This window comes from Streptomyces rhizoryzae (assembly GCF_023155275.1).
Classification (GTDB): domain Bacteria; phylum Actinomycetota; class Actinomycetes; order Streptomycetales; family Streptomycetaceae; genus Streptomyces; species Streptomyces rhizoryzae.
In genome coordinates, this window is sequence record NZ_JALMUV010000101.1 from 1 (window position 1) to 4685 (window position 4685).

Genomic DNA, 4685 nt, shown 5'->3' on the forward strand with positions numbered 1-4685 from the left:
CGCCCCGCGCAGCGAGGGGCCCCAGAGCGCCGGAGGCGCAACGCACAGGCACCCCGCACGGCGGGAAACCCGACAACGTGGGAAGCCCCCCGCAAACGCGTCAGCGTTAAGGTCTGGACACGTGCCTAACCAGTCCTCGCCGCCCCCCGGCCCCCGTACGCGCCCCGCGCTGCTCTGGCTGCTGCTGCCGTACGTGCTGTTCCTGGGGGCGCTGCCCTTCGTCAACCGGGTCACCCCGACCGTTCTCGGCCTGCCGTTCCTCTTCTTCTGGATGCTGCTGGCCACCCTGCTGACCCCGGCCGCGGTGTGGCTGGCCCGCCGCGGCGACCTGCGCCGGGGCCACGGCCGCGGCACCGGGGCGGCCGGCGGCGGACCGAGCGGGGGCCGCCGGTGAACGCCACCGTCGCCACCGCGATCTTCGCCGCGTTCATGGTGCTGACCGTCGCCCTGGGGCTGCTCGCGGTCCGCGGCCGGGGCTCCGGCGGCGGGCTGACCGAGTGGTCCGTGGGCGGCCGCAGCCTGGGCACCCTCTTCATCTGGGTGCTGATGGCCGGCGAGAGCTACACCAGCTTCAGCTACCTCGGCGCGGCGGGCTGGAGCTACAACTTCGGCGCCCCCGTGCTCTACGTCCTGGCCTACATGTCCTGCGGCTACGCGATCGGCTACGTCGTCGGCCCGATGCTGTGGGCCTACGCCCGCAGGCACGGCCTGGTCTCCCTGACCGACATCGTCGCCCACCGCTACCGCCGCCCCTGGCTCGGCGCCGCCGTCGCCGTCCTCGCCACCGTCTGCCTGCTGCCCTACATCCAGCTCCAGATCACCGGCATGGGCGTGGTCGTCTCGACCATCTCCTACGGTGCGATCAGCCTCAACTGGGCCTACTTCATCGGCTTCGCGGTCACCACCGGCTTCGTCGTGATCAGCGGGCTGCGCGGCAGCGCCTGGGTGTCGGTCCTCAAGGACATCCTGGTCATCGCCACCCTCGGCTTCCTCGCGGGCTACGTACCGCTGCACTACTTCGGCGGTTACGGTCCGTTCCTGCACCGGATCGCCGCCGAGAAGCCGCAGTGGCTGACCTTCCCCGGCCACGCCTCCGGCGGCCTCGGCCAGACCTGGTTCATCACCACCACCCTGATCAACTCCCTGACCGTGGTGATCTTCCCGACGACCGTGGCCGGCTACCTGGGCGCCCGCAATGCCGACGCGCTCCGCCGCAACGCCCTCTACCTGCCCTTCTACAACGTCCTGCTGTACGTGCCGATGCTGCTGGGCCTGGCGGCGCTGTTCGTCGTCCCCGGCCTGACCGGCGCCGGCTCCAACCTGGCGCTGTTCAAGCTCGTCGTGGACTCCCTGCCGGCCTGGGCGGTCGGCGTGATCGGGGTCGCCGCGGCGCTCTCCTCGATCGTGCCGATGGCGGTCTTCATGCTGGTCATCGGCACGATGTGGGGCCGCAGCGTGCTGGGCGCGGTGCCCCGCCTGACGTCCCGCCAGAAACTCTGGTCACAGCTGGTCGTGGTCGCCGCCGGCGCCCTCGCGCTGCTCCTCACCTACACCGCGCCCAACACCCTCGTCCGGCTCTCCCTGATCTCCTACGAAGGCATGGCCCAGCTGGTGCCGATGGTCCTGCTGGGGCTGGTGTGGCGGCGGCTGACGCTGTACGCGGCGGTGAGCGGTCTCGCGGCGGGCTTCACGCTGGTCTGCGTCCTGGTCTTCGGCGGCCACGACCCCCTCTGGGGCGTGAACGCGGGACTGGCCGGCCTCGCGGTGAACGTGCTGGTGGCCCTGGCGGTGACGTGGCTGGGCCCGCGGGACCGCACCGACGACCGGCCGGACGCGGAGGTCCTGGCCCTGGACGACGAGTTCCCGCGCGCCGCCCCCACCGCGCCGGACGCCCATCAGGCCGGCAGCGCCGTGACGTAGCGGCGCCCTCCGCGCCCCGGCACTCCCGGCCACGCCGGGGGTGCCGGGGGTGCCGGGGGTGCCGGGCCCGGCCCAGGCAGCCCCCGGTCTCGTTCCGCCCGGGGAGGATTCACCGCGGAGAGTGAATCTCCGGCCGGCCGGGCCCGCTCCGTCCCCCCACCGGTTACTCTTGAGCCGATCGACTGTCGAACGCGAGACCGATCGGACAACCGATCGGGGCGTGGGAGAGCGCGGAAAGGGGGGACGCCACATGTACCGCATCGCCGATGCCTGGCGGCTCTACACCAGCGCGCTGCTCTTCCTCCTCGCCGGGCTGCTGCTCGCCGAGTCCGGTCTGACCACGACGCTGGCCGCCGCCGCGACCACCGCCGCGGTGCTGCTGCTGTGCAGCGCCCTCGCCCTGGCCGCCGGCGCCCGCCCCGTACCGCCGGGCCGCATACGCACGGCCATCCGCGACCGCGAGCGCCGTACCGCCTTCCTGCCGCAACGCGACCCCGACGCCGCCGGGCGCCCGCGCCCGCGAGCACCCGGCCGCGCCCTCCCGGCGGCCGCGTAGCCGCTCCGGCGCCCGTCCCCCTCAACGCACGGCTCCCGTCCGGCGTTTGGGGACACCTCTGGCACACCGGCCCGCCCGGTCCCGCCACCGCGCCGGCGCGCGTCCGCGCGGCTCGTCACGCCGTTCCTTCCGTCCGGCACGACGAGACCCGTGGAGGGCTCATCCATGTCCGTTTTCGGTATCCTCGGCGACGCGCTGGCGCGCGGCGCCCACGCCGTCGAACCGCTCTTCGGCACCGCGGCGACCGCCGCAGCCATCGTCCTGTTCACCCTCGGCGTCCGCGCCGCCCTGCACCCGCTCGCCCGGGCCGCGGCCCGCGGCGAGAAGGCCCGCGCCGCCCTCGCCCCGCAGGTCGCCGCCCTCCAGCGCACCTACCGCGGCGACCGCGAACGCCTCCAGCAGGCGATGGCCGACCTCTACGCCAAGAACGGTTCCTCGCCGCTGGCCGGCTGCCTGCCGACCCTGCTCCAGCTCCCCGTCTTCTTCGTGATGTACCACCTCTTCACCCGCGCCGACGGCCCCCTGGCCGGCCATGCGCTGCTGGCCGCGCCGCTGGGCGGCACCTGGCGCCAGGCGCTCGCCGACGGCGGGGTGTTCGGGGCCCAGGGCCTGGTCTACCTCGCACTGTTCGCCCTGATCGCCGCGGTCGCCACCTGGAACTACCGGCGCGCCCGCGCGGCGGCGGCCGCGGCCCCGGCCCCCGCCGCGAACGCGGCGCCCGGTATGGCCGCGATGAGCAAGCTGATGCCGCTGCTGTCCTTCGGCACGCTGATCACCGTGGCGGTGGTACCGCTGGCGGCCGGCCTCTACATGGTGACCACCACGACCTGGACCGCCTGCGAACGGGCCCTGCTGCACCGCGACAAGAAGAACCCCGCGCCGTCCGCCCCCGAGCCCGCCCCGGCCACCCAGCCGCCGTCGCCGTCCCGGTCGCAGTCGCAGGCGCAGCCGTCGTCGTCGCCGTCCGCGCCGCACGGTCCCCGGGGCCCCCGTCCGGCAGCACGCCGTGGCGGCCCCAAGACCCGTGCGGCGCGCCAGAAGGCGGCGCGGGCCCGGGCCAACACCGCCGGCCGGACCGCCGCGTCCACCACCGCGGCCGGCCCGGAGGACCGCGGCAAGGGTCCCGCCGCGATTGTTACTACCCCTCAGTAACGGTCCAGTCCGTGAACGGGGTCTTGCGGACTGGACCCCGTTCTTGGACGATCGGCCAAATCGCTCGATGGCCGTCCCCCATCGGCCGGGCCGGAAGGACCCCTTCCGGACCGACCCTTCGACCACGGGAGTTGTAACGATGAAGCTGCTGCGTGTCGGAACGGTGGGGGCGGAACGCCCGGCGCTGCTCGACGGATCCGGCGTGCTCCGGGACCTGTCGGGCCTCGTCGCGGACATCGACGGCGCACTGCTCGCGGACGACGCCGCACTGGCCCGGATCCGGGCCGCCGAGGCCGCCGGCGAACTCCCCGCCCTGGACGCCGACGGGCTGCGCATCGGCCCGCCGGTCGGCCGGATAGGCAAGGTCGTGTGCATCGGGCTGAACTACCACGACCACGCCCGGGAGACCGGCGCGGCCACCCCCGAGGAACCGATCATCTTCCTCAAGGCCCCGGACACCGTGGTCGGCCCCGACGACACTGTCCTCATCCCGCGCGGCAGCGAGAAGACGGACTGGGAGGTCGAACTCGCGATCGTCATCGGCCGCACCGCCCGCTACCTGGAGACCGACGAGCAGGCGCTGGCGGCGGTCGCCGGCTACGCGGTGGCGCACGACGTGTCCGAGCGCGCCTTCCAGATCGAGCGCGGCGGCCAGTGGGACAAGGGCAAGAACTGCGAGACGTTCAACCCGCTGGGCCCGTGGCTGGTGACCGCCGACGAGATCCGCGACCCGCAGGCGCTGGGCATCCGCCTCTGGGTCAACGGCGAACTCAAGCAGGACGGCTCGACCGCCGACCAGATCTTCCCGGTCGCCGAAGTCGTCCGCTACGTCAGCCAGTTCATGACGCTGTACCCCGGCGACGTCATCAACACCGGCACCCCCGCGGGCGTCGCGATGGGCCAGCCCGAGCCCAAGCCGTATCTTCGGGCCGGCGACGTGGTCGAGCTGGAGGTCGACGGCTTGGGGCGGCAGCGGCAGCGGCTTGCGGCTGCCTGATCTCACCACGTTGTCGGCTTTCCCGCCGTGGGGGTTCTTTCGTGTGCGCCTGCGGCGCGT

The 4685-nt window shown here is 73.7% G+C and carries 5 protein-coding genes; all 5 read left to right on the forward strand.

What is annotated here, in order from left to right; translation table 11 throughout:
* The first annotated feature begins 121 nt into the window (after positions 1-121).
* The 5 genes from MUU72_RS34910 to MUU72_RS34930 all read left to right on the forward strand — a co-directional run bounded on the left by MUU72_RS34910 (position 122) and on the right by MUU72_RS34930 (position 4625).
* A complete protein-coding gene (locus MUU72_RS34910; RefSeq protein ID WP_248017482.1) occupies positions 122-394 on the forward strand; it encodes a DUF3311 domain-containing protein in 273 nt (90 codons plus the stop codon).
* On the forward strand, positions 391-1920 hold the full coding sequence (locus tag MUU72_RS34915) for a sodium:solute symporter family protein (RefSeq protein WP_248017483.1): 1530 nt from the start codon (positions 391-393) through the stop codon (positions 1918-1920). Before MUU72_RS34910 ends, MUU72_RS34915 begins: the two co-directional genes overlap by 4 nt.
* A 250-nt stretch (positions 1921-2170) precedes the next feature.
* The gene (locus tag MUU72_RS34920; protein WP_248017484.1) at positions 2171-2476 is read left to right on the forward strand and encodes a DUF6412 domain-containing protein; all 306 of its coding nucleotides are present in this window, start codon (positions 2171-2173) and stop codon (positions 2474-2476) included.
* A 165-nt stretch (positions 2477-2641) separates the two neighbouring features.
* Positions 2642-3628, forward strand: coding sequence for a YidC/Oxa1 family membrane protein insertase (locus MUU72_RS34925; RefSeq protein ID WP_248017485.1), 987 nt, complete (start codon positions 2642-2644; stop codon positions 3626-3628).
* A 139-nt stretch (positions 3629-3767) separates the two neighbouring features.
* A complete protein-coding gene (locus tag MUU72_RS34930; protein ID WP_248017486.1) occupies positions 3768-4625 on the forward strand; it encodes a fumarylacetoacetate hydrolase family protein in 858 nt (285 codons plus the stop codon).
* The last annotated feature ends 60 nt before the right edge of the window (positions 4626-4685 follow it).